Genomic DNA, 21,029 nt, shown 5'->3' with positions numbered 1-21,029 from the left:
CCTCCGCCCTTTCATCCGGCCCTGGCTGCGCCAGGGTTCGCTCACTCCATCGCCGCTCCAGAGGCCCGCCGCGGTGGGCCATCCCTACCTAGGCGGCCCCGGCCATCGCGGCTCTCGGCTTTGGCATCCTGCGTCGCTCTACCTCCTGCATCCATGCAGTCGTCGCGACATCCATGTCGCTCAACCTCTTCCACGGCGATTCCGTTCGCCCTCCTGGGCGGGCTCTGCACGCGCCTGAACCTGCGGTAACCCAGAATTTAGTGCGGAGTGCTTGAGCATGGGTCAGCCTTAGGGCTGACCAGAATGACGGCTGAAAGCCGGCAAGCTATTCAAGCGAATGAAACTGCGAAAATGAAAGTTTGGGTTTAACCCGGTGGCCATATCCTGGCCTCATCGTTACCAGAACACGCCGGGCGTAGCTTGGAATGCCAGTTCGCTCAGGCGCGCTAATGTCCCCCTTCAGGAGGGTGAGTGGAATCGTTGTGTAGAGGGTTGAGCGGCATGGATGCCGCGAGAGCCGCGACTGGCCAGGGATGGCCCTTCGCGGCGGGCCCTCGGAGCAATGATGGAACGAACGAACCCCGGCGCAGCCGGGGCCGGATGGCGGGGGTGCGTTTCTTTTGCTTACTTTTCTTTGCGCACTTCAAAGAAAAGTGAGTCGCCCGAGGGGGCGAAACAAAGAGTTTCCGAACACACCGAAGCGGCGCCCAGAACACCAAACAACACACAAACTTGCCAGTCCGGTGTCAATACTGACTTTCCCGAGATTCCGCGAAGAACCCGTTAAAAAGCACTCCCGACGATTTTTTGTCCGCGTTCACCGACTTCCATTAGAATGCGGCGCTGTTTGCGTGGCAGGGTTTCAGCTCGGCTGATGTCCTTGCCGCACGGCTTCATCGAGCATTGCTCCGTAGCGATGCTCCTTTCCTTCAACGCAACGGAGGCGGATGGCCTGTTTCGTCATCACGCCCGTGGCTACCATGCAAGAAACCCTGCGCATCACCGAGATTTTCTACTCGTTGCAGGGGGAGACGCGTACCGCCGGCTTGCCGACGGTATTCGTGCGCCTGACCGGCTGCCCCCTGCGCTGTCAGTACTGTGACACCGCCTATGCCTTCAGTGGCGGCGAGATCGTCACGCTCGATAGCATCCTCGAACAAGTGGCCGCCTACCGGCCGCGTTATGTCTGCGTCACGGGCGGCGAGCCATTGGCCCAGCCCAATTGCATCCCCTTGCTCGCTCGCCTGTGCGAGGCCGGTTATGAGGTGTCGCTGGAAACCAGCGGCGCGCTCGATGTCTCCAGGGTCGATTCCAGGGTCAGCAAGGTGCTCGACCTGAAGACACCTGGCTCGGCCGAAATGCAGCGCAACCGCTATGAGAACATCCAGTGGCTGACGCGCAACGACCAGGTCAAGTTCGTCATCTGCTCGCGCGAGGATTACGACTGGGCGGTTTCCAAGCTGATCGAGCACGACCTGGCCGCGCGCGCCGGTGAGGTGCTGTTCTCGCCCAGCCACAAGCAGGTCGATGCCCGCGCGCTGGCCGATTGGATAGTGGCGGACAACCTGCCGGTACGCCTGCAACTGCAACTGCACAAGATTCTCTGGAACGACGAGCCGGGACACTGAACATGAACGAGAAGAAAGCGGTCATCCTCCTCTCCGGTGGCCTGGATTCGGCCACCGTGGTGGCCATGGCCAAGGCTGAAGGCTACACCTGCTACAGCATGAGTTTCGACTATGGCCAGCGTCATCGCGCCGAGCTGCAGGCGGCCGAGCGTGTGGCCAGGCAGTTGGGCGTGATCGAGCACAAGGTCATCGGCCTGAACCTCAACGGTATCGGCGGCTCGGCGCTGACCGATGCCAGTATCGCGGTGCCCGAAGCCCCAGGCGAGGGCATCCCGGTTACCTACGTGCCGGCCCGTAACACGGTGTTCCTTGCTCTGGCCTTGGGGTGGGCGGAGGTGCTCGGGGCGCGCGATATCTTCATTGGCGTCAACGCGGTGGATTACTCGGGCTACCCTGATTGCCGCCCGGAGTTCGTCGAGGCTTTCCAGCGCATGGCCAACCTCGCCACCAAGGCGGGCGTGGAGGGGCAGGGCTTCAATATTTGCGCGCCGCTGCAGCAGATGAGCAAGGGCGAGATCATCCAGGCTGGCATGCGTCTGGGTGTGGATTATGCGTTGACCGTCTCCTGCTACCAGGCCGACGAGGATGGCCGCGCCTGTGGCAAGTGCGACAGTTGTCGCCTACGCGCCGCCGGGTTCGCCGCTGCTGGTGTGCCCGATGCTACCCGCTACTGCTGAAAAAGTTTTCGCGAAGTGTTGATTTCCTGAATTAAATCAGTATCATGCGCCTCGCCTTGGGTCGTTAGCTCAGTTGGTAGAGCAGTTGGCTTTTAACCAATTGGTCGTAGGTTCGAATCCTACACGACCCACCATCCTTTTCAGGGATTTCCAGTCTTTTCACTGGCTAGTCCCAGCACAGAGAAGTCCGCCCTTGCAGGCGGACTTTTTTGTTTCTGCGCCTCCTTATCATCTTGCCTGCCTGAGCGAGCCGATTTCATCGGCGGCTACCCAGGCCTGTGCTCTGTGCTGTTCGATGCCCTGCGCCTTGGCACGCAAACGCAACCTCACGTCCTCGCCGAGCTGCGTGCATTCGTACAGCTCGAAGCCCGGGGCCAGTGCGAGGGAATCTGGCGACAAGCCTTCGACCAAGGGCCTGGCATTGGCTCCCAGCAAGCGTGGCGCTACATAGAGCAGCAGCTCGTCGACCAGGCCGGCCCTGATCAGCGCTCCGCCCAGGCGAGCTCCCGCTTCGACGAACAGGTCGTGGATGGAGCGGTTGCCAAGCACCTCCATCAACTCCCAGAGCATCTTCTCGTCATCCCTGGCCAGCAGCGGCAAGCGCTCGACGTGATCAGCCAGATCCGTGGCGGGAGGGTTGTCGTAACGATGGGCGACGAGGGTCGGGGCCTGGGTGTCGAATACCCTGGCCTGCACCGGGACGCGCGACCAGCGATCCAGCACGATTCGTTTCACCGGCGGTACCGGATGATCGAAAGGGATGCGCACGGTCAGTTGCGGGTTGTCCGCCAGTACGGTTGCGCTGCTGGTCAGAATGGCCGAGCTGGCTTGTCGCCATAGCTGCACGTCATGTCGGGAGGCCTCGCTGGTGATCCATTTGGATTCACCATCGGCCAGGGCGGTACGTCCATCCAGGCTCATGCCATATTTCAGGCGCACCCAGGGCCGACCGCGCCGAGCGTTGGAGAGAAAGCCCAGGTTGAGCTCTTCCGCCTCTTCGCGCAGCAAACCCACGTCCACCTCGATACCCGCCTCGCGCAGCAGTCGCAGGCCATTGCCATCGACCTTATGGAAGGGGTCCTGGCAAGCCACCACGACGCGGCGGATACCGGCCTCGATCAAGGCCAGGCTGCAAGGCGGGGTACGCCCATAGTGGGCGCACGGCTCGAGCGTGACGTAGGCGGTAGCGCCTTTTGCCGCGGCACCGGCCTGTTGCAAGGCGAAGACTTCGGCATGGGGGTCACCTGCCCGCTGGTGCCAACCTTCGCCGATGATCCGCCCCTCGTGCTCAAGGACACAGCCCACACGAGGGTTGGGATGGGTGCTGTAACGTCCTCGGCTGGCCAGCTCCAGAGCACGGGACATGCAGCGTCGATCTGTTTCGGTGAAATACATTGCAGTGATCCATGCCTGCGCTGCCGGGGCGGCGCAGGGTGCGTGGTGCCTGCGAGGTGCTTGCACCCCGCAGGCGGGTGGCGTTTCAGGCTCGAGCCTCGATGGGGTACAGATGCCCGTCGTAGGAGCTGGCGATGAAGGTTTCCGTCTCCGGCGAGTAGGTGATGCAGGAGATGCCACTGGTGGTGGGTTTGCGCTGGGTGATCCAGCGCTGCGTTTCCAGGTCGAACAATGCCACCGTGCCACCATAGCTGCCGGTGGCGATCAGCTTGCGGTCCGGTGAAGCGGCGATGCATTTGACCGAGTGCAGGTGCGGGGTCTTGAACACCTCGCTCTTGCCGGCACGCCAGAGACGCAGCTTGAGATCCCGTCCAACGCTGGCGAAGCCACCCTCGATGGTGGTGCAGGCATTGGAGATGCGTTCATGGGCAAGCTCGTTGTAGGCATGCTCGGTGAAGTCGGAAATCCGATGGAAGGCGGCGGCCGTATTGGCGCAAACGCTGAAAAGGTATTCCTCGTCGGCGGATATGCCTTTGATCGCGTTGTCGTGCATCAGGATCTCGCCCTGATAGGCCACTTCGCCCTTGTCATCGAAGGCAAACACCAGGGCCTCGCCGGTATAGGTACCGATTGCCGCGTGCGGTTTACCGGCGCGCATGAAGGCGGTGCCGCAATTGAGTGGCGAGCGGTGCTGGTAGATCATCTTACCGCTCACCGCATCGAACACCTGGCCCATCTGGCCACCGGTCAGAATGGTGTCGCCAAAGGGCAGGAGGAAATTGCACAGGCTGCCGATCAGGGTGCTTGGCTTGCCGTTGACCAGCAACAGGCCGGCATCGCCGATGGCGTAGGTATTGCCTTGATGCACGGCGACGGCATTCAGACTGATGGCCTGCTCGATGCCATCGAGATCCCATTCGTTGGTGACGTGGTTCCACACGCCGTAGGACGAACCGAAGGTGACGAAGGCGATATGCCGTTCGCCGAGAAAGGTGCAGCTACGTGGCCAGATGAGATTGGGCAGGGAGCTTTCGGCGAGTTTCCTCAGCTCACCGTTGCCGAGTGCGTGCCAGAGCACCACCGAGCGATCGTAGCTGAGGCTGATCAACCAGCGTTTGCGATCATCCCAGACGACTCGCTTGACCCCGGCGGCATGGGCCTGATGACGACGCTGGCCGCTCTTGTCGATGAGGGTCAGGCGTCCTTCATCGTCACCGGCGAAGATGGTGCCGTCGCTGGCCAGGGCGATGGTGTCGGTTTCCACTCCGCCCAGGTCGATGCTCTCGATCTGAACACCGCGCTGGACGTCCCAGCGGCGAATGGTGCCGTCGTCGCTGCTGGAAACCAGGCTGGCGCCGTCGGCTGCCCAGCTCACCGAAATGACATCGGCCTGGTGGCCGCGCAGCACATGACGGCATTGGCCGCTGGCGACATCGAACAGACGGATCGTGTGATCCCGTGAGCAGGTGGAGACGGTATCGCCGGCTGGGTTGAAGACAGCCATTTCGACATCGTCCTCATGGCCGATGAGCGCCGCTTTCAAGCGCATGCTCGGGACTTCCCAGATGCGGGCACTGTAGTCGCTGCTGGCGCTGACCAGCAGTTTGCCGTCCGGGCTGAAGGCGCACTGGTTGGCGAGGTGGTCGTGGAAGACCCGGTGGATGGCTTGCTTGGTCTGGGCATCCCACAGGATGACCTGGTTGTCATAACCAGCAGTGGCGATGTAGCGCTCCTGAAAACTGGCGATGCCGCTGATGGGGGCAAAATGTTTCATCGCAGAACTCCTTGTATGTCAAACCGGCAGATCGAGCTTGATGGCGTGATTCTTCTTCTGGGCTTTGGCCAGCAGGTAGTTACGGTTGTGCGCGGTCACGAAGATGCCCGTGGGAATCACCTCGTCGACCTGCAGGCCGAAGGCGTGCAGCGCCTTGACCTTTTCCGGGTTGTTGGTCATCAGGCGGCAGCGTTTGACACCCAGCGCCGCGAGCATCTGCGCCGCGACGGTGAAGTCGCGGCCGTCATCGGGGAAGCTCAGTTGGCGATTGGCCTCGAAGGTATCCAGCCCGCCGTCCTGTAGGCGGTAGGCGGCCAGCTTGGCGTACAGCCCGATGCCCCGGCCTTCCTGGCGTAGATAGAGCAGCACGCCGCCTTCTTCGCTCATGCGCTCCAGGGCTTCGTTCAACTGGGCGCCGCAGTCGCAGCGATGGGAGCCAAAAATATCGCCCGTCAGGCATTCAGAGTGCACTCTGACCAGAGGTGACTCCTGCTCCAGGGAACCCATGACGATGGCGACATGTTCTTCGGGGGATTCAAGCCCATCGAAGGAAAAGAACTTTCCTACATGGCCATTGGGCAGGATCGGGATTTCGACGCAATTTCTTATACGGTATGCACACATAGCGAATCTCTCTGGAAACAGGTAGCGGATGTGCTGGCTGCCAGGCTCAGAGGCTCTCGGCCAGGCGAAAGCCCATCACGTAGATGGGTCTGGGAAACTTTCCGTGGCGCCGTGTGGCGCGCGCCAGATCACGGAAACGGGAAAAGCTCCCGCCGCGGGCGACCCGATGGTTCCCTACGGCGGCGATCAGGTCGTCGTTCACCTGCTCCCCTCCCGGATATGGGCGGTAATCGTCGGCGACGTACTCCTCGACATTGCCGGCCATGTCCAGGCAGCCGAAGGGGGAGGCGCCGCAGGCGAACAGGCCCACGGGCGTGGTCTGCAACAGGCCGGCCTCGGCGGTATTGGCATGGTCTGCCAGGAACTGCTGTCCCCAGGGGTATTCGAGGTTCTGCGGGCCGGCGGCGGCATACTCCCACTCGGCTTCGCTGGGCAGACGAAAACGCCGGCCGGTCGTCTCTGCCAGCCAGGCGGCATAGCAATCGGCGTCTTCCGCGCGTAGGCCGCTGACCGGGTGATTGGCCTGCTCGGCGGGATAGCGCCCTAGGAACCAGTTGTCCGGCAGGCGCTGTTCGCCGCTTTCCTGCAGAAAGGTTCGGTACTCCAGGTTGGTCACCGGATAACGGGCGATCCGGTAGGGTTCGAGCCGCACGCGGTGGCGTGGCGTCTCCTTGACGATCCATTGGCGGTCGAGATTGAGGTCTGCCAATCTATCCATGACCGTATCCAGCTCGGCCGTGTCCAGGCCTATGCATACCTCACCGCCCGGCACATCGAGCATCTGTGGGGTGAGGGGATCCAGGCGCGGGTCGCCGTATAGGGCGAGTAGACGTCCGGCGTGATAGCGCTGAGCCAGTGGCTCGTCTCGGCTTTCCAGCAGTGCCACCAGGCGCAGCCTGTCGAGCTGGGCCAGGGCCCGCAATTGATCTTCTGGCAGATGCAGTTCACGCGTGGCGGTGTAGGACTCGGGAAGTCCCAGCAAGGCCCGGTCGCTCAATTCCGGTGACGCCTTCGCCAGGAAAGGAGGTGAGTGGAAATGCTTTTCCATTGCCATCTTATCGCTCTCTATTAAATGAATATCAGGCAACGACTATGGCTTAAAGCCGGCAGGTCAAGCCGGTCTGTAGGCAGTTTTCCTGGAAGATGTCCCAGAAGCCCGGGGTATAACGTTTGATATCGCTGTCCAGGAGCATGGGCTTTTGCCAATGCACTTCGCGAAGTCCGGCTTCGGCCATGGCCGCTTCATAGTCTTCGCGGCTCCAGCGGAAGAAGGTGAAGGGGCTGGGTGGGGTGGTGACGAACTCGGCCTGATGACGGAAACCTTCCGCCCACGGCTCTTCGGTCAGTACATTGACTCCGTAATTGGTGAAGTTTCCCTTGGCCAGTTGGAAGTCCGGTTCGACCGTATAGGCGACCAGACGCCCTGAAGGTTTCAGGTTGTTGGCCACGGCCTTGAACATCTTTTTCATGTCATCCAGAGATTCGGCGTAATTGAACAACCAGGCCGCCATCACCATGTCGAACTTGCCAAACGACTCCATGTTGCAGACGTTACGTACATGAAACTCGATGGTGTCGCCGTTCTTGCGCGACTCTTCTCGAGCCAGGTCGATCATCTTTTCCGAAATGTCCACGCCGACCACGCGGCTCGCGCCTTTCCTGAGCAGTTCACGGCCGAAGAAACCATAGCCGCAGGCCAGATCCAGAACGCTCTGGCCTTTCACGTCGCCTGCCATGTGCATCAGCGTGCGTACTTCAACCGCACGTTGCGCAGCGGTGTCGGTAAAGTTCTCGAAGAGTCCGCCGATCGAGTCGTAGGTCGATTTCTTTTTCATCTCAAGTATCTCTTGTCATGGCATTGAAATAGTGGGCCTTTGTTTTGCACTGACAGAGCAGGGCGCAAACATTCAAGGTAAGGGTGCGCCAGGGTGTAATGGCAAAGTAATTGTCAGTTCACATCTCTGGCAGGCAGTTAATTGAAGCGAAATCATTCGCGACGCGAATAGATATAGGGGAGTTCTTTGGGGGGTTCCAATTCTTTTGCTGCATCATGAATATTCTTGCGGCGAATCAAGCGTCGTTTGTAATGCGCAAGTTAATCGACTGTTGCGCTGCTTTATAAAAGCGCGCGATATGCAGCGCGGGGTGGGGCGCAGCACTGAACTGCGATAAAAGAACAGTAATGGATGGCCGCCCTGGGCAAAAAAGCGAGGATCGGCGCTTATGGGAAATGAAGGTTTTATTTAATCGATATCCATACCCAACTCAGCCATCATTCGCCACGCGCATGATCATTTGTCGCAACCACGAATGGGCGGGATCGCCTTCGCGACGTTGATGCCAGATCAGGTCGAAGTCGAAAGGCTCGATCGCCAGCGGTGGCTCGAACACCCGCAGTCGCGGATCCACTTCAACCGACTCTAGGCTGCGCCGGGCCACGGTGAGAATCAGGTCGGTGCCGGCGATCAGCTCGTTGGCCACGCCCCAGTGCGGCAGGATCATCGCGATGCGCCTGTGCAAACCTTCCCGTGCCAGGGCGCGGTCGATTTCGTTGTCACCGCCCGAGCGCATGGCGACCAGGACGTGCGGACGTGCCAGCCAGGCTTCGCGATCGAGTACGCCGCTTTCTGGCAGGGTCGACGAGTCGGCCAGGCAGGCGAAGCGCTCGACGAACAGCGTACGCATGCGCAGCTTGTCCGAGTTCTGCCCCGGAAATACACCGAGCGCCATATCCGTTTCGCCATCTATCACATCGGCCAGCATCGACTCCCGGCTGGCCTGGTTGACGACGAGGTCGATGCCTGGGGCGATGGCGCGTAGCGCGCGGGTCAGGCCTGGTAGCAGCACGCGTGCGCCGTAATCCGACATGGCCAGGCGAAATGCCCGTTGCGCGCGGGTGGGATCGAACTGTGGCGGATCGAGCAGGGCGCCCAGTTGATCCAGGGAGTCGGTCAGCGGCTGCATCAACTCGCTCGCCCGCGTGGTCAGCTCGAGCTTGCCTGAGCGTCGAACCAACAGGGGGTCATCGAACAATTTGCGCAGATGGGCCAGTGAGTGACTGACCGCCGGCTGGCTCTTGTGCAGGCGCAAGGCCGCCCGTGAGATGTGTTTCTCCAGCAACAAGGCGTGCAGGGTGACCAGAAGGTTGAGATCGATGCGCCTAAGTTTATTCATTTGAAGAATATCCATTAAAAGAAATATGAATTTCCATTCAGGATATTAATACGTAAAAGTTCTTCCCAGGACAACCCATGAACTTGGAGTGATCGCATGTCTTCTCCGCTTTCTCTCGCTGGCGCAGCGCTGGCCCTGGCCGCCCTGATCGCCGGAGCCCTGGTGCCCTTTCAGGCCGGCAGCAACGCTGCGCTGGGACGGGCACTCGGCCATCCCTTGTGGGCAACCGTGGCCTCGCTGCTGGTCAGCCTGCTCGTCGTGCTGCCGGTCATTCTGGCCATGAGGGCGCCCGCACCATTGCTCAATCAGGCTGGTGCGCTCCCTCTGTGGGCCTGGTTCGGTGGCGTCGCCGGGGTCATCTACATCACCTCGGCGCTGATACTGACTCCGCGCCTTGGCGCGACCGGTTTCATCGTCTGCGTGATCGCGGGGCAGATGCTCACCTCCTTGCTCATCGATCACTTCGGTCTGATGGGGCTGCCTGTGAAGGAAGCCAATCTGGGCCGTGTCGGCGGTGTTCTGCTGATCTTCGCCGGCATGCTTATGGTGCAGTGGTTCACCAATCATTAGCGGCTGGCAGGAGCCAACGACTGGGCGTTCGTCGCGCACACCATCATCAACGCATCGTCAAACGCGGGAGATTTACAGGATGAAGACCTCGCTCGCTCTTGCAGTGGCCGTACTGAGTGCGGCTTCGCTGGCGACCTGGAGCCTTTGGCCGGTGCAGGCCGAGGAGGCTGAGGTGCACAGCATGCCCAAGGTGAAGGTCGCCTTGAGCAGGGTCGAGCGCCAGGACATGCCGCGCTACTACAACAGTGTCGGTACCCTGGAAGCCGTCACTCAGGTGCAGGTGAGCGCAGAAGTGCCGGGCAGGGTTGCCGCCCTGCATTTCGACTCGGGGCAGCGCGTCGAGGCCGGGCAACTGTTGATCAGCCTCAATGACGAGCCGGAGAAGGCGCAAAGACGACGCCTGGAGGCCGTGCTGCGCAATGCCGAGCAGCGTCTGCAACGCATTTCCAGACTGGCGCCCGGTGGTGCGGCCACCCGCGAGCAGCTCGATCAGGCCCGCGCCGACCGTGATGCGGCCCGAGGCGAACTGGATCAGGTCAACGCGCTGATCGCGCAGAAGAACATCCGTGCGCCATTCAGCGGCGAATTGGGCATCCGCCAGGTGCACCTGGGGCAATACCTCAATCCTGGCGATCCCATCGCCAACCTCAGCGACAATCGCCAGTTGCGGGTCAACTTCTCGCTCGACGAGCAGGCCCGTACCGAACTCGAACTGGGGCAAAGCGTCGAGCTGCGCTTCCATGCACGCCCGGATCAGGTCTTCGAGGCGCGCATCAATGCCATCGACCCGATTCTTGACGAGGCGCGGATGATTCGCGTCCAGGCCAGCCTGGACGGTGGCGACAACCATCTTGCCGCCGGGATGTTCGCCGATGCTCGGGTACGCCGCCCCAGCCGTGGCAAGACGCTGAGCGTTCCGCAAACCGCTGTTGTGGCGACCGCCTATGGCGACATGGCGTTCGTCGCCCGTGAGGAAGACGGCGTGCTGCGTGCCAAGCGCGTGGCGGTGCGCACCGGTGATGTGTGGAACGGCCGGGTGGAGATCGTCGAAGGCCTGCAGGCGGACGACCAGGTGGTGGTCTCCGGGCAGAACAAGCTGAGCGACGATACGCCCCTGGAAGCGCTGCCCCAGGACAGCCTGGCCGCTGCCGCCGGGCAGGGGACGCGGTCATGAAGTTCACCGACCTGTTCATCAAGCGGCCGGTTCTGTCGCTGGTGGTCAACGCGCTTATTCTGCTGCTGGGGGTGTTGGCGCTGGAGCATCTGCCGATCCGCCAATACCCCTTGCTGGAAAATGCCACCATCCGGGTGACCACCGAATACCCAGGGGCACCGGCCGAGCTCATGCAAGGCTTCGTCACCCAACCGATCGCCCAGGTGCTGGCGTCGGTGGAGGGGGTGGATTACCTGAGTTCCTCCTCGGTTCAGGGCAAGAGCGCAATCGACGTGCGCCTGCGCCTGGGGCAGAACTCCACTCAGGCACTGGTCGAGGTCATGGCCCGGGTCAACCAGGTGCGCTACCGCCTGCCGGAAGAAGCGTACGATCCGGTGATCGAGCGCTCCAGTGGCGACTCCACCGCGGTCGCCTACGTTGGCTTCTCGAGCCAGGAGCTGGCCACCCCGGCGCTGACCGATTACCTGTCGCGGGTGGTGGAGCCGATGTTCTCTTCCATCGATGGCGTGGCCAAGGTGGAAATCTTCGGCGGCCAGCGCATGGCGATGCGCCTCTGGCTCGACCCGGCACGCCTGGCCGCGCGCGGTCTCACCGCCGAGGAAGTGGCAGCGGCGATTCGCGCGGAGAACTACCAGGCCGCGCCCGGGAAGGTCAAAGGTCAGTACCAGGTTTCCGCTATCGAAGTGGATACCGATCTGACCAGCGTCGAGCAGTTCCGGGAGATGGTGATACACAGCGATTCGCGTGGCCTGGTGCGGATCAAGGACGTAGGTACCGTCGAGCTGGGCGCGGCTGCCAGCGAAACCAGTGCCTTGATGGACGCCCAGCCGGCGGTTCACCTGGGGGTGTTCGCGGCACCGCGCGGCAACCCGCTGGTGATAGTCGAGGGGATCAAGCAGCATTTGCCGGAAATCCGCAAGACGCTGCCGCCCGGCGTCGAGGTCGAGCTGGCATTCGAGACCGCGCGCTTCATCCAGGCCTCCATCAATGAGGTCATGCACACCCTGATCGAGGCGCTGTTGATCGTCGTGGTGGTCATCTACTTCTGCCTCGGCTCGTTTCGCACGGTGCTCATTCCGATCATGGCCATCCCCCTGTCGATGCTTGGTGCCGCCGGGCTGATGCTGGCCTTCGGCTTCAGCATCAACCTGCTGACCCTGCTGGCGATGGTGCTGGCCATTGGTCTGGTGGTGGACGATGCCATTGTCGTGGTGGAAAACACCCATCGGCACATGGCCGAAGGCAAATCGGCTGTGGTCGCGGCCCTGCTCGGCGCGCGGGAAGTGGCCGGGCCGGTGATCGCCATGACCCTGACCCTGGCTGCGGTATACGCCCCGATTGCCTTCATGGGTGGGCTCACCGGTGCGCTGTTTCGCGAATTCGCCCTGAGCCTGGCCGGCGCCGTGCTGATCTCCGGTATCGTGGCTCTGACGCTTTCGCCGGTGATGGCCTCCATGCTGCTGCGCAACGATCATGAGAGCCGCGTGGCGAAGGCCGCGAACCGCTTCTTCGAGTCGCTCGCGCAGCGCTATGGCAACCTGTTGGAGCGCTCGCTGGCGCATCGAGGTATTTCCCTGGTGGTCGCCGTGATCGTGCTGGTCAGCCTGCCCTTGCTCTACCAGCAGTCGCAGCGCGAACTGGCGCCCGTGGAGGATCAGGCGAGCATCCTCGCCGCCATCAAGGCGCCGCAGTACGCCAACCTGGCCTATAGCGAACTGTTTTCCCTCAAGCTCGACGAGGTTTTCCAGGAACTGCCGGAAACCACCAGCCGCTGGATCATCAACGGCACCGACGGGCCGGCCAACAGTTTCGGCGGTATCAACCTGTCTGCCTGGGATGAGCGCGAGCGCGACGCCTCGGCGATTCAGGCCGAGCTTCAGCAGAAGGTCGGTGCGGTGGAAGGCACCAGCATCTTCGTCTTCCAGTTGCCGCCCTTGCCGGGTTCCACGGGTGGCATGCCGGTGCAACTGGTGCTGCGCACCTCGCAGGATTACCGCACGCTGTATGACAGCATGGAGACGCTGAAGCGCAAGGCCCGTGAAAGCGGCCTGTTCGCTGCGGTGGACAGCGACCTGGACTACAACAATCCGGTGCTGCGCCTGCGTGTCGACCGTGACAAGGCCAATGCCATCGGCGTGCGCATGAGCGACATCGGCCAGTCCCTGGCCGTGCTGGTCGGCGAGAACTACGTCAATCGCTTTGGCTTTCAGGGGCGCTCCTATGACGTCATCCCGCAGGGCACCCGCGAAATGCGCATGAGCGCCGAAGCCCTCGGGCAACAATACGTGCGTAGCCGCGAAGGGCGACTGGTGCCGTTGTCCTCCCTGGTGCAGGTGGAGGAGAAGATCGACCCCAACAAACTGACCCAGTTCAACCAGCAGAACTCGGCCACGCTGCAGGCCATTCCCGCACCCGGGGTCAGCCTCGGTCAGTGCGTGGATTTCCTGGAGAAGGCCAGTGCCGATCTGCCGGTCGGCTTCACCCTGGACTGGCAGGCCGATTCACGGCAGTACGTCCAGGAAGGCAATACCCTGGTATTAGCCTTTGGTCTGGCGGTGATCGTCATTTATCTGGTGCTGGCCGCCCAGTACGAGAGCCTGGTGGACCCCTTGATCATCCTGTTCACCGTGCCCTTGTCGATCTGCGGTGCGCTGATTCCCCTGGCCCTGGGGCTGGCGACGTTGAACATCTACACCCAGATCGGTCTGGTCACCCTGATCGGCCTGATCAGCAAGCACGGTATTCTCATGGTGGTCTTCGCCAACGAGATACAGGTCAGGGAAGGGCTCGACCGCCACGCCGCCATACTGCGTGCTGCGCGCATTCGCCTGCGCCCGATCCTGATGACCACCGCGGCGATGGTGGTGGGCCTCATCCCGCTGCTGTTCGCCAGCGGGGCTGGCGCGCACAGCCGGCAGGGCCTGGGGCTGGTGATCGTCTGCGGAATGCTCGTGGGTACCGCCTTCACCCTGTTCATCCTGCCCACGGCCTACAGCTTGCTGGCCCGAGATCATCGGGCGCTGGAACTCGATCCAAGAACCGTCGAGTTGAAGCATGTAACGCAATGAGGCACTGCCAGGCGTCTGGCGACCACCCACGACCTCGCTTGGCGCCTTGGCATAAGCCGACTTTCCTCTGATTCGTTGGTCAGCTCGTTCTTTCCGGGGTTCTTGGGAAGGTATACTCGGCGCGCCGGACAACAATCAGAGCCTGATGAAATGACGCAGATTTCCGAACGTCTCCTCGTTCAAGCCCATCTCGATGCCAAGCAGCCCAAGCCGCTGACGGCCGAGGAGGAGGCTGTCTATCGCCGCGAGATCGCCGCCGAACTGAAGAAACAGAACGCGGTGCTGGTGGCGCACTATTACTGCGATCCAGTGATCCAGGCCCTGGCCGAGGAAACCGGCGGTTGCGTTGCCGACTCCTTGGAAATGGCCCGCTTCGGCAACCAGCACCCGGCGCAGACCGTGATGGTGGCCGGAGTCAAATTCATGGGCGAGACGGCGAAGATCCTCAATCCGGAAAAGCGCGTGCTGATGCCGACCCTGGAGGCGACCTGCTCGCTGGATCTGGGCTGCCCGGTGGACGAGTTCTCGGCTTTCTGCGACCAGCACCCGGAGCGCACTGTGGTGGTCTACGCCAACACCTCGGCAGCGGTAAAGGCGCGCGCCGACTGGGTGGTGACCTCCAGTTGCGCCCTGGAGATCGTCGAAAGCCTGATGGACAACGGCGAGACCCTCATCTGGGCACCGGATAAGCACCTGGGCAATTACATCCAGCGCGAGACTGGCGCCGACATGCTGCTGTGGGACGGGGCCTGCATCGTGCATGAGGAGTTCAAGTCCAAGCAGCTCATGGACATGAAGGCACTCTATCCGGACGCCGCCATCCTGGTGCACCCGGAGTCGCCGCAGAGCGTGGTGGAGCTGGCCGACGCGGTGGGCTCCACCAGCCAGTTGATCAAGGCGGCGCAGACCCTGCCCAATTCCACCTTCATCGTCGCCACCGATCGCGGCATCTTCTACAAGATGCAGCAGTTATGCCCGGACAAGACCTTCATCGAAGCGCCCACTGCGGGTAACGGCGCGGCATGCCGCAGTTGCGCGCATTGCCCCTGGATGGCGATGAATACCCTGGAGCGTGTGCTGACCGGGCTGCGTGAAGGCACTGGCGAGATTCAGGTGGATCCGGCGCTGATCCCCAAGGCGATCAAGCCGCTCAAGCGCATGCTCGACTTTACCCAGGCCGCCAGGCTCAAGGTGGCCGGCAACGCCTGAGAGGAGCAGCGACAAGCTTCAAGCCACGAGCTGTAGCAGGCCGTTGAAAAACTGCTCCCTCTCCCATTTATGGGAGAGGGGAGGCAAACACGTAGCCCGGATTGCATCCGGGCTACTTCAGCTTGCCCAGTTCTGCGGCTCGTTGACCAGGTCGAGCAGGGCGCGTAGTCGTCCGTAGTCGCGGCCGTTGAAGGCGAAGGCCAGGCGCGTCAGGTGACGTAGCTCGGGTTCGTCGTGCTCCTGCTCGCACTGCTGCTGCTGGCTGAAACCGCCGCTCTTGCACAGCCTGGCGAAATCGCTGTTCAAGCGTTCCAGGGCTGCTTCGCTCAGGGGGTGGTTGAGGCGAATCACGAAGCGATCCTTGAGCCAGCGGCTGGAGTGGAAGTTGCGATAGAAGCGGGCAATTTCATCCACCGCCTCTTCGGGGCTGTAGACCAGGTGCAGCAGGTTCAGGTCAGTGGGCAGAATGTAGCCGTTGCCTTCGAGCTGGCGGCGGATGAAGCCCAAAGCATCCTTCCAATAGCTGCCGCCCGGCTGGTCGAGCAGTATCACTGGCACCAGCGGGCTCTTGCCGGTCTGGATCAGGGTCAGCACTTCCAGGGCTTCGTCCAGCGTGCCGAAGCCGCCAGGGCAGAGCACCAGGGCGTCGGCTTCCTTGACGAAGAACAGCTTGCGCAGGAAGAAGAAGTGAAATGACAGTAGATACTGGCTGTCGCGCATGGTGGCGTTAGCCGTTTGCTCGAAGGGCAGGGTGATATTGAAACCCAGGCTGTTTTCCGGGCCAGCACCTTCGTGGGCGGCGGCCATGATGCCGCCTCCGGCGCCGGTAACCGCCATCAGATCACGGCGAGCCAGCATCGCGCCCAACTCGCGAGCCTGCTGGTAGAGCGGGTGATCAGCCGGTGTACGCGCCGAGCCGAATACCGTGACCTTGCGTCGGCGCTTGAGCTGCTCCAGCACGGCAAAGGCCTTTTCCATCTCGCGCAGGGTCTGCAGCATGATCTTGGCGTCCCAGCGGTTGCGGTCGGCCTGGGCCATGCGGATCACGGTGGTGAGCATTTCCCGGTACAGCGGCAGATTGGGGCTGGCGTTGGGCACGCTGAGGTTGATCAGTTCGTCGAGCTTGCTGCTCAGATCGACTTCACTGGTTTGCACATGGCGCGACAGATAGTCGTCCGTTTCATAAGGCATGGACATGCTCCTTTTCTGCGGCCGACGTGAGCGGATCACGCTCGCGCCTTTTCCGGTTCCTTGATTATGGAGTGCTCGGAACATTGCCACAGTCAGGTTGCAGTCGGGCTGCAATCTTTTCGTAAGCGCGGGTTACAGGGCGATCTGCTCGCCTGGCTCGGGGATATTGGCGATCCAGTTCAGGTGCCCGCGCAGAGCCTGCTGCAGCGCCTGCATTTTTTCCAGTTCGCCATGCACCAGGTACAGCTCGGGGTGGTGCTCGAACTGGCTGGCCCAGTCGAGTAGCTGCGATTGTCCTGCATGCGCGGAAAAGCCACCCAGGGTGTGCACCTGGGCTTTCACCGCGATGCGCTGGTGCAGCACTTTCACTGTGTCGGCACCGTCGACGATCAGGCGGCCGAGCGTGCCGCTGGCCTGGAAACCGGGAAAGACCAGGTGGCAGTTCTCGCGCCACAGGTTGTGCTTGAAGTGGTGGACGATACGCCCGCCATTGCACATACCGGCCCCAGCAATGATGATCGCGCCGCTCTTGACCCGGTTGATCGCCATGGACTCTTCCACGGTTGGGGTGCAGCGCAGCACCGGTAGCCAGTCCTCGACGCGTTGTACCCCTTTGGCAGCCAAGGCAGCCCGATCCTTCTCGGCAAACTGCTCGTGGTAACGGCTATAGATGGCGTTGGCGCGAATGGCCATGGGGCTGTCGAGAAACACTGCCTGTTGCGGCAGCAGGCCTTGCTGATAGAAGCGTCCGAGGTAGTAGAGCAGATCCTGCGTGCGGCCCACGGCGAAGGAGGGGATCAGTACGTTGCCATCGTCACGGTGGGCTCGCTGGAGGATGTCGGCCAGTTCCTCGAGGGTGTCTTCACTGCAGCGGTGGTCGCGGTCGCCGTAGGTGGATTCGAGCATCAGCACGTCGGCCTCGTGCAATTGCGTGGGCGCTTGCATCAGAGGCGAACAGGTATTGCCCAGGTCGCCGGAGAAGACCAGGCGTCGGTGCAGATGATGATCCTCCACGCACAGCTCGACGATGGCCGAGCCGAGAATATGCCCGGCATTGTGAAAGGTCACATGGATACCCTTGGCCACTTCGCTGCTTTGACCATAGGGATGGCGGCGTGTCTGGCTGAGCGCTCGTTCGCTGTCGGCGATGGTGTACAGTGGTTTTATCGCTGGCTTGCCCTGGCGGGCACGCCAGCGGTTCTCCCATTCGGCGTCCTTTTCCTGCAGGAAGGCCGAATCCATCAGCATCAGCTCCAGCAGTTCGCAACTGGCCTCGGTGGCATGGATGGGGCCACGGTAGCCCTCGGCGACCAGACGTGGCAGCAGGCCGCTGTGGTCGAGGTGGGCATGGGAGAGCACGACGGCGTCGAGGCTGCGCGGATCGAAGGCAAAGGCGCTACGGTTGCGATTCTCATCTTCGCGTCGCCCCTGATGCATGCCGCATTCGAGCAGCACCCTGGCGCCATCGCGGCTTTCGATGAGGTAGCAGGAGCCGGTGACCTGTTGGATCGCGCCGAGGAAGGTAAGCAGGGCCATGGTTCTGTCCTTGTCAGGAGGGACTATCGAGCTTGGCGAATTCATGCTCGGCTGGTCTTGATGCAGGTCAGTTCGCCTTTATGACAATCCACGGGTACCCTCTGGCGAATGGCGATATCGAAGCGGCCCACTACGCTGATGTCGACTCGTTCACAGTCGGGTGTCTTGCAGCCGTTCGTCTGGGGAACTTGGGGAAAGTCTGACGTCTGATTTACTTGCAGAGACGGGAAAGCAGGCGTTGGCTTTACCCCTCTCTGGACATCGGCACCGTGCCTGTGGTGGAAGTCATATGGCAGATTGTTAACCGCACTTCGTGGCTATCGCGTACTGTTGGCGCGGCAGCCTTAGTGGTCGTAACGGATATTGAAGAGTAAAGGGGGGCAGGTATGCCCAAGCTGATCGTGGAAGTGGATGAAGAGCTTTACCAGATGCTGCAGGAAGCTGCACGGGTGAACCAGCTAAGCCTGGAAGACGAATGCCTGCGTCGCCTCGAAGGCGGCGTGCGTCGCTCGCGCTACATGGATGCGCTGCTGGCGGAATTGCGCGCCGGCGATGCGCAGCGTCGCGCTAAGGGCTGAGGGCGGACGCCACTCAGCCTGGCGGGCTGCTGGCACGGGCTGGGCGTGGCGCCGTCCGAGCGGTGTCACAGGCCGCAGTCGCTGCGCTCGAATACCTCGGTGGTGATCGGCCGATTGCTACGGTATTCGCTGAACTGGTAGCGCAACTGCGCGCCCTGGCTCAGCAGTTGGCGGTAACCCGGATTGCGGCAGACGCTGGCCGCTAGCTGGCTCCTGACGATGTCGGGATTGCCGCGCATTTTCGCCGCATGTGCCGGGCGCACGCTGAGGTGGTTGATCAGGGTGTGGCCATCGACGGTATAACCCTGATCGAGAATGTCTTCGTTGATCGCCCGCGGCGTGCCCACGCTGCTTTCCTGGGCGACCTTTTCCAGCGTTCGCGTCAACTCCATTTCCTTGAGTGATGCCGCCTGAGCGAGCGGAAGCGTCAGGCTGAGCGCGAACGCGGGAAGAATGTAACGCAGCATCTGGGTTGACTCCTGAAAACAAGGACAAGGGGTTGGACAGAATGGCGTGGCCATTGTTCGGCTGCTGGCCATTTGCTCGTAACAAAGCCGGTGTTACCAAATGAGACCTGATGGCATTTGGCTGCCAGTCGCCGTCACGACCAAAGGCTGGGGATCGTCCTCATAGTACGTCCGTCCGAAGAACTAGCCGCTGTGCAAGCGGCGTTCAAGACAGCGTGCAGTGCAGGAGAATAATAATGACAACTTTCTCTCGGCGCTGGCCATCGTCTCTGATGGCTGGCAGTTTATTGGTTTTGCCCTGCCTAGAGGTGCAGGCCTCCGGTTATCACTTTGGTTCCCAGTCCGTTGCCGCTCAGGGCACTGCCCATGCCAACGGTGCGGAAGCGGCTGACCCTTCGACCATTTTCTACAACCCGGCAGGCCTGGCACGGCTCAGAGGCACTCAGGTGACCTCCGGGTTGACCCTGGTGTTGCCCGATGGCGAGTACGAGGACAAAGGCAGTCGTGACGTATTCGGCAATCCGGTGCAGGGCGATGCCGGTGACTTCCTGCCGGATGCGGCCGGGGCGCCGAATTTCTATATCTCGCATGAGATCAACGACCGGGTGACCATCGGTCTGGGCATCTTCACGCCCTACGGCGCCAAGCTCGATTACAAGGAAGACTGGGCCGGGCGCTACGGCATCCAGTCCGCCAGCCTGGAAACCGTGACCTTCAACCCCAGTATTTCCTTTCGCTTCAACGAACACCACAGCATCGGCTTTGGCGTCTCGGCGCAGTACATCAAGTCGATTCAACGTGGTGCTGCCGATGTGAAGGGGGCTTCGCGGCAGTTGGCCGGGCAGTTCGTCGATGCCAACTATGAAAGCACTCGTAACGCCGCCGATCCGATTCTGGGGCCGATCGTCGGCGGCATTGCCGGGGTTCCAGTGCCCGAGGAAATCACCTCCTGTCGAGGTGTGGCGGATCGCGATGGCTTCGTCGATTGCGTGGCGAACAACTTCGCCAACAACGTGCAGGGCGATGGCTATTTCCGCGTCAAGGGTGACGATTGGGGCTTCGGTTGGAATATCGGCTACATGTGGGAGCCGACCGAGTCGACGCGCTTCGGCGTGGCCTACCGTTCACACATCCGTCATACCCTGGAAGGTGAGACCAAGTGGAGCTTCGCCGATGTGCAGGGAGCCGTGCCTTCGCCTGCAACCTCATTGGAGGGTGGGTTCACCATCCCTCTCCTCAATATCTATGTGCCCCCCACGGACGCCTTGCAACAGGTCTTTGACGAGAACAACTGGGTCAACCCCGGCGACTTCGCCGCAACCCGCCTGCACCCGAACTCCACGGCCAAGACCGCCATCGATACCCCGGAAACCCTCTCGTTCAGTGCCTTCCATCAGCTAAACGACAAGGTGGCGTTGATGGCTGACCTGACCTTCACTCGCCACTCCCGGCTCGACGAAGTGCGCATAGGGATCGACCAGGTTGCCGGTTATCCCTACTTCAATGGCGTCACCGAGGGTGATCTGGCAGTCAAGCAGGATTGGAAGGACACCTACAAGATTTCCCTGGGCATGAACTACCAGTACAGCGACGACCTGCTGTTGCGTACCGGGGTGGCCTACGACAAGTCGCCGGTCAACTCCCCCGAGTTGCGCCATCCGGCTTTCCCGGATGCTGACCGCTACTGGCTGTCCTTTGGTGCCAACTACAAGTTCACCCCCGATACCTCGGTAGATCTGGCCTACAGCTTCGTGCAGTTCTCCAGCGGCAAGATGGACTACCGCGACGGCTGTTCGCCTGCCGGCTGGGTGCCGGGCAGTGGCGGTCTGTACGTGGACAGTGGCGAACGCTGCACCGGCAATGGCGGTAATTACACGGGTGAATATCGCACGCGCATCCACTTCGTCGGTCTGGCGCTGAATCACAGCTTCTGAAGCCGGGCGGCAGGGGGTGTTAGACTTGCG

Annotated in this window: 17 protein-coding genes and 1 tRNA gene; 9 read left to right on the top strand and 9 right to left on the bottom strand. The window is 61.7% G+C overall.

Annotation, left to right across the window (positions count from 1 at the left end; translation table 11 throughout):
• Positions 1-980: 980 nt before the first annotated feature.
• From queE to PVE35_RS17915, 3 genes are all read left to right on the top strand, one after another.
• Positions 981-1,628: a 7-carboxy-7-deazaguanine synthase QueE gene (gene queE, locus PVE35_RS17925; protein WP_277372565.1), complete on the top strand. Its 648-nt coding sequence runs from the start codon at positions 981-983 to the stop codon at positions 1,626-1,628.
• Between the two features lie 2 nt (positions 1,629-1,630).
• Positions 1,631-2,305 carry a 7-cyano-7-deazaguanine synthase QueC gene (queC, locus tag PVE35_RS17920; protein ID WP_277372564.1) on the top strand — a complete coding sequence of 225 codons (675 nt, stop codon included), beginning with the start codon at positions 1,631-1,633 and terminating at the stop codon, positions 2,303-2,305.
• Positions 2,306-2,363: 58 nt separating this feature from the next.
• Positions 2,364-2,439 (top strand) — tRNA-Lys (locus PVE35_RS17915).
• Positions 2,440-2,533: 94 nt separating this feature from the next.
• On the opposite strand, the gene ribD is transcribed toward PVE35_RS17915, so the two are convergent.
• The 6 genes from ribD to PVE35_RS17885 all read right to left on the bottom strand — a co-directional run bounded on the left by ribD (position 2,534) and on the right by PVE35_RS17885 (position 9,272).
• Positions 2,534-3,670 (bottom strand): bifunctional diaminohydroxyphosphoribosylaminopyrimidine deaminase/5-amino-6-(5-phosphoribosylamino)uracil reductase RibD, encoded by a 1,137-nt coding sequence (ribD, locus tag PVE35_RS17910; RefSeq protein WP_277372563.1) that lies wholly within the window; start codon positions 3,668-3,670, stop codon positions 2,534-2,536.
• A 115-nt stretch (positions 3,671-3,785) separates the two neighbouring features.
• A complete protein-coding gene (locus PVE35_RS17905; protein ID WP_277372562.1) occupies positions 3,786-5,474 on the bottom strand; it encodes a WD40 repeat domain-containing protein in 1,689 nt (562 codons plus the stop codon).
• Between the two features lie 18 nt (positions 5,475-5,492).
• Complete coding sequence (gene ribA, locus PVE35_RS17900; protein ID WP_074675557.1) at positions 5,493-6,098, bottom strand: GTP cyclohydrolase II; 606 nt, start codon at positions 6,096-6,098, stop codon at positions 5,493-5,495.
• A 46-nt stretch (positions 6,099-6,144) separates the two neighbouring features.
• Positions 6,145-7,095 carry an SUMF1/EgtB/PvdO family nonheme iron enzyme gene (locus PVE35_RS17895; protein ID WP_268178461.1) on the bottom strand — a complete coding sequence of 317 codons (951 nt, stop codon included), beginning with the start codon at positions 7,093-7,095 and terminating at the stop codon, positions 6,145-6,147.
• Between the two features lie 100 nt (positions 7,096-7,195).
• Positions 7,196-7,933, bottom strand: a complete 738-nt coding sequence (locus PVE35_RS17890) for a class I SAM-dependent methyltransferase (protein ID WP_277372561.1) — start codon at positions 7,931-7,933, stop codon at positions 7,196-7,198.
• 430 nt (positions 7,934-8,363) lie between these two features.
• Positions 8,364-9,272, bottom strand: a complete 909-nt coding sequence (locus PVE35_RS17885; protein ID WP_277372560.1) for a LysR family transcriptional regulator — start codon at positions 9,270-9,272, stop codon at positions 8,364-8,366.
• A 96-nt stretch (positions 9,273-9,368) separates the two neighbouring features.
• On the opposite strand from PVE35_RS17885, the gene PVE35_RS17880 reads away from it, so the two are divergent.
• From PVE35_RS17880 to nadA, 4 genes are all read left to right on the top strand, one after another.
• On the top strand, positions 9,369-9,842 hold the full coding sequence (locus PVE35_RS17880) for a DMT family transporter (RefSeq protein WP_268178458.1): 474 nt from the start codon (positions 9,369-9,371) through the stop codon (positions 9,840-9,842).
• 79 nt (positions 9,843-9,921) lie between these two features.
• On the top strand, positions 9,922-11,016 hold the full coding sequence (locus PVE35_RS17875; RefSeq protein WP_277372559.1) for an efflux RND transporter periplasmic adaptor subunit: 1,095 nt from the start codon (positions 9,922-9,924) through the stop codon (positions 11,014-11,016).
• The gene (locus PVE35_RS17870) at positions 11,013-14,084 is read left to right on the top strand and encodes a MexW/MexI family multidrug efflux RND transporter permease subunit (RefSeq protein ID WP_277372558.1); all 3,072 of its coding nucleotides are present in this window, start codon (positions 11,013-11,015) and stop codon (positions 14,082-14,084) included. Before PVE35_RS17875 ends, PVE35_RS17870 begins: the two co-directional genes overlap by 4 nt.
• A 150-nt stretch (positions 14,085-14,234) precedes the next feature.
• Positions 14,235-15,293 (top strand): quinolinate synthase NadA, encoded by a 1,059-nt coding sequence (nadA, locus tag PVE35_RS17865; RefSeq protein WP_268178455.1) that lies wholly within the window; start codon positions 14,235-14,237, stop codon positions 15,291-15,293.
• A gap of 117 nt (positions 15,294-15,410) precedes the next feature.
• Here the strand turns inward: nadA and PVE35_RS17860 are convergent, their stop codons facing one another.
• Together PVE35_RS17860 and PVE35_RS17855 are read right to left on the bottom strand one after the other, a co-directional pair.
• Positions 15,411-16,484: an LOG family protein gene (locus tag PVE35_RS17860; protein WP_268178454.1), complete on the bottom strand. Its 1,074-nt coding sequence runs from the start codon at positions 16,482-16,484 to the stop codon at positions 15,411-15,413.
• Between the two features lie 132 nt (positions 16,485-16,616).
• Positions 16,617-18,020, bottom strand: a complete 1,404-nt coding sequence (locus tag PVE35_RS17855; RefSeq protein ID WP_268178453.1) for an MBL fold metallo-hydrolase — start codon at positions 18,018-18,020, stop codon at positions 16,617-16,619.
• Between the two features lie 386 nt (positions 18,021-18,406).
• Here PVE35_RS17855 and PVE35_RS17850 point away from each other — a divergent pair, with 386 nt between their 5' ends.
• On the top strand, positions 18,407-18,598 hold the full coding sequence (locus PVE35_RS17850; protein WP_268178451.1) for a hypothetical protein: 192 nt from the start codon (positions 18,407-18,409) through the stop codon (positions 18,596-18,598).
• Positions 18,599-18,663: 65 nt separating this feature from the next.
• Here the strand turns inward: PVE35_RS17850 and PVE35_RS17845 are convergent, their stop codons facing one another.
• The gene (locus PVE35_RS17845; protein ID WP_268178450.1) at positions 18,664-19,065 is read right to left on the bottom strand and encodes a quorum-sensing-regulated virulence factor family protein; all 402 of its coding nucleotides are present in this window, start codon (positions 19,063-19,065) and stop codon (positions 18,664-18,666) included.
• Positions 19,066-19,301: 236 nt separating this feature from the next.
• Here PVE35_RS17845 and PVE35_RS17840 point away from each other — a divergent pair, with 236 nt between their 5' ends.
• Positions 19,302-20,999 (top strand): OmpP1/FadL family transporter, encoded by a 1,698-nt coding sequence (locus PVE35_RS17840; RefSeq protein WP_277372557.1) that lies wholly within the window; start codon positions 19,302-19,304, stop codon positions 20,997-20,999.
• The last annotated feature ends 30 nt before the right edge of the window (positions 21,000-21,029 follow it).

The organism is Pseudomonas sp. AA-38, from assembly GCF_029457475.1.
GTDB lineage: Bacteria > Pseudomonadota > Gammaproteobacteria > Pseudomonadales > Pseudomonadaceae > Aquipseudomonas.
Note: the sequence above shows the minus strand (reverse complement) of the source record. Positions and strands in the feature narration are given on the sequence as shown.

What these genes read in the sequence shown, in the direction of transcription:
- queE (WP_277372565.1), top strand. Translation starts at nt 981, where the DNA reads ATGCAAGAAACCCTGCGCATCACCGAGATTTTCTACTCGTTGCAGGGG.
- queC (WP_277372564.1), top strand. Translation starts at nt 1,631, where the DNA reads ATGAACGAGAAGAAAGCGGTCATCCTCCTCTCCGGTGGCCTGGATTCG.
- ribD (WP_277372563.1), bottom strand. Translation starts at nt 3,670, where the DNA reads ATGTCCCGTGCTCTGGAGCTGGCCAGCCGAGGACGTTACAGCACCCAT.
- PVE35_RS17905 (WP_277372562.1), bottom strand. Translation starts at nt 5,474, where the DNA reads ATGAAACATTTTGCCCCCATCAGCGGCATCGCCAGTTTTCAGGAGCGC.
- ribA (WP_074675557.1), bottom strand. Translation starts at nt 6,098, where the DNA reads ATGTGTGCATACCGTATAAGAAATTGCGTCGAAATCCCGATCCTGCCC.
- PVE35_RS17890 (WP_277372561.1), bottom strand. Translation starts at nt 7,933, where the DNA reads ATGAAAAAGAAATCGACCTACGACTCGATCGGCGGACTCTTCGAGAAC.
- PVE35_RS17885 (WP_277372560.1), bottom strand. Translation starts at nt 9,272, where the DNA reads ATGAATAAACTTAGGCGCATCGATCTCAACCTTCTGGTCACCCTGCAC.
- PVE35_RS17880 (WP_268178458.1), top strand. Translation starts at nt 9,369, where the DNA reads ATGTCTTCTCCGCTTTCTCTCGCTGGCGCAGCGCTGGCCCTGGCCGCC.
- PVE35_RS17875 (WP_277372559.1), top strand. Translation starts at nt 9,922, where the DNA reads ATGAAGACCTCGCTCGCTCTTGCAGTGGCCGTACTGAGTGCGGCTTCG.
- PVE35_RS17870 (WP_277372558.1), top strand. Translation starts at nt 11,013, where the DNA reads ATGAAGTTCACCGACCTGTTCATCAAGCGGCCGGTTCTGTCGCTGGTG.
- nadA (WP_268178455.1), top strand. Translation starts at nt 14,235, where the DNA reads ATGACGCAGATTTCCGAACGTCTCCTCGTTCAAGCCCATCTCGATGCC.
- PVE35_RS17860 (WP_268178454.1), bottom strand. Translation starts at nt 16,484, where the DNA reads ATGCCTTATGAAACGGACGACTATCTGTCGCGCCATGTGCAAACCAGT.
- PVE35_RS17855 (WP_268178453.1), bottom strand. Translation starts at nt 18,020, where the DNA reads ATGGCCCTGCTTACCTTCCTCGGCGCGATCCAACAGGTCACCGGCTCC.
- PVE35_RS17850 (WP_268178451.1), top strand. Translation starts at nt 18,407, where the DNA reads ATGCCCAAGCTGATCGTGGAAGTGGATGAAGAGCTTTACCAGATGCTG.
- PVE35_RS17845 (WP_268178450.1), bottom strand. Translation starts at nt 19,065, where the DNA reads ATGCTGCGTTACATTCTTCCCGCGTTCGCGCTCAGCCTGACGCTTCCG.
- PVE35_RS17840 (WP_277372557.1), top strand. Translation starts at nt 19,302, where the DNA reads ATGACAACTTTCTCTCGGCGCTGGCCATCGTCTCTGATGGCTGGCAGT.